This window comes from Streptomyces monashensis (assembly GCF_001866665.1).
GTDB lineage: Bacteria > Actinomycetota > Actinomycetes > Streptomycetales > Streptomycetaceae > Streptomyces > Streptomyces monashensis.
In genome coordinates, this window is the sequence record NZ_MLYO01000002.1 from 1 (window position 1) to 1,295 (window position 1,295).

The following is a 1,295-nucleotide window of genomic DNA, read 5'->3' on the forward strand; positions in this document are numbered from 1 at the left end:
GCGAGGGCCGGAACAACACTCTCCAACCCCTCCGCAACCCCGAGCGTCCCCGCCAACTCCGCCACATCACCCGCCTCGACACTCCGCCAGAACCACTCCTGACCCGGATCGACAACGGCCCCCGCCCTCGGAACATCCAGCCAGTAACGACTGCGCTGGAAGGCATACGTCGGCAGATCCACCCGACGCGGGGACAACCCCTCGAACACCGGCGCCCAGTCCACACCGACACCACGCGTCCACGCCTCACCCAAAGACACGTAGAACCGCTCCAGACCTCCCTCACCACGACGCAGAGACCCGACGACCACCGCATCCGACCCAGCCGCCTCGACCGTCTCCGCCACCGGCACCGTCAGCACCGGATGCGGACTCATCTCCAGGAACGCGCCGTGCCCCTCATCGATCAGCGCGGCCACAGCGGGCTGGAGCCGAACCGTCTGGCGCAGGTTGCGGTACCAGTACCCCCCATCCGTCTCCGCCGACCCGATCCACTCCCCCGACACCGTCGAAAAGAACGGCACCACCGGCACCGACGCCACAACCGGCGCCAACACCTCCGCCAACTCCTCCTCGATCGCCTCCACATGAGCCGAATGCGACGCGTAGTCCACATCGATCCGCCGCACCCGAACACCGGACCCCTCGGCGTAGGCGACGAGTTCGTCCAACGCGTCCGCGTCACCGGACACCACAGTCGACGTCGGCCCGTTCACCGCGGCCACCGACACCCGACCCGCCCAACGACCCGCCAACTCCCCAGCACCCTCCGCATCCAACGCCACCGACACCATCCCGCCACGCCCCGCCAGCGCCACAATGGCCCCCGACCGCAACGCCACCACCCGCGCACCGTCGCTCAACGACAACGCACCCGCGACGACAGCCGCAGCGATCTCACCCTGCGAATGACCCACCACAGCCGCAGGCTTGACCCCGAACGACTCCCACAACGCGGCAAGCGACACCATCACCGCCCACAACACCGGCTGGACGACATCCACCCGGTCAAACCCCGGCGCACCCTCCACCCCACGCACCACATCCACCAACGACCACTCCACGAACTCCCCCAACGCCACCCCACACTCCGCGAACCGAGCCGCGAACACCGGCGAGGAATCCAGCAGCTCCACCGCCATCCCCACCCACTGCGCACCCTGACCCGGAAACACGAACACCGGCGAAACAGCCCCGCCCACCACCGAACCGGACGACACCACCTCACCCGCCACCAACACCGACCGGCACTCGAACACCGACCGCGACCGCCACAACGACCACGCCACATCCAC

Annotated in this window: 1 protein-coding gene; it reads right to left on the bottom strand. The window is 68.5% G+C overall.

The annotated features are described in order from the left end of the window. A partial coding sequence (locus BIV23_RS00030) for an acyltransferase domain-containing protein (protein ID WP_143079013.1) occupies positions 1–1,295 on the bottom strand: 1,295 nt, incomplete at both ends.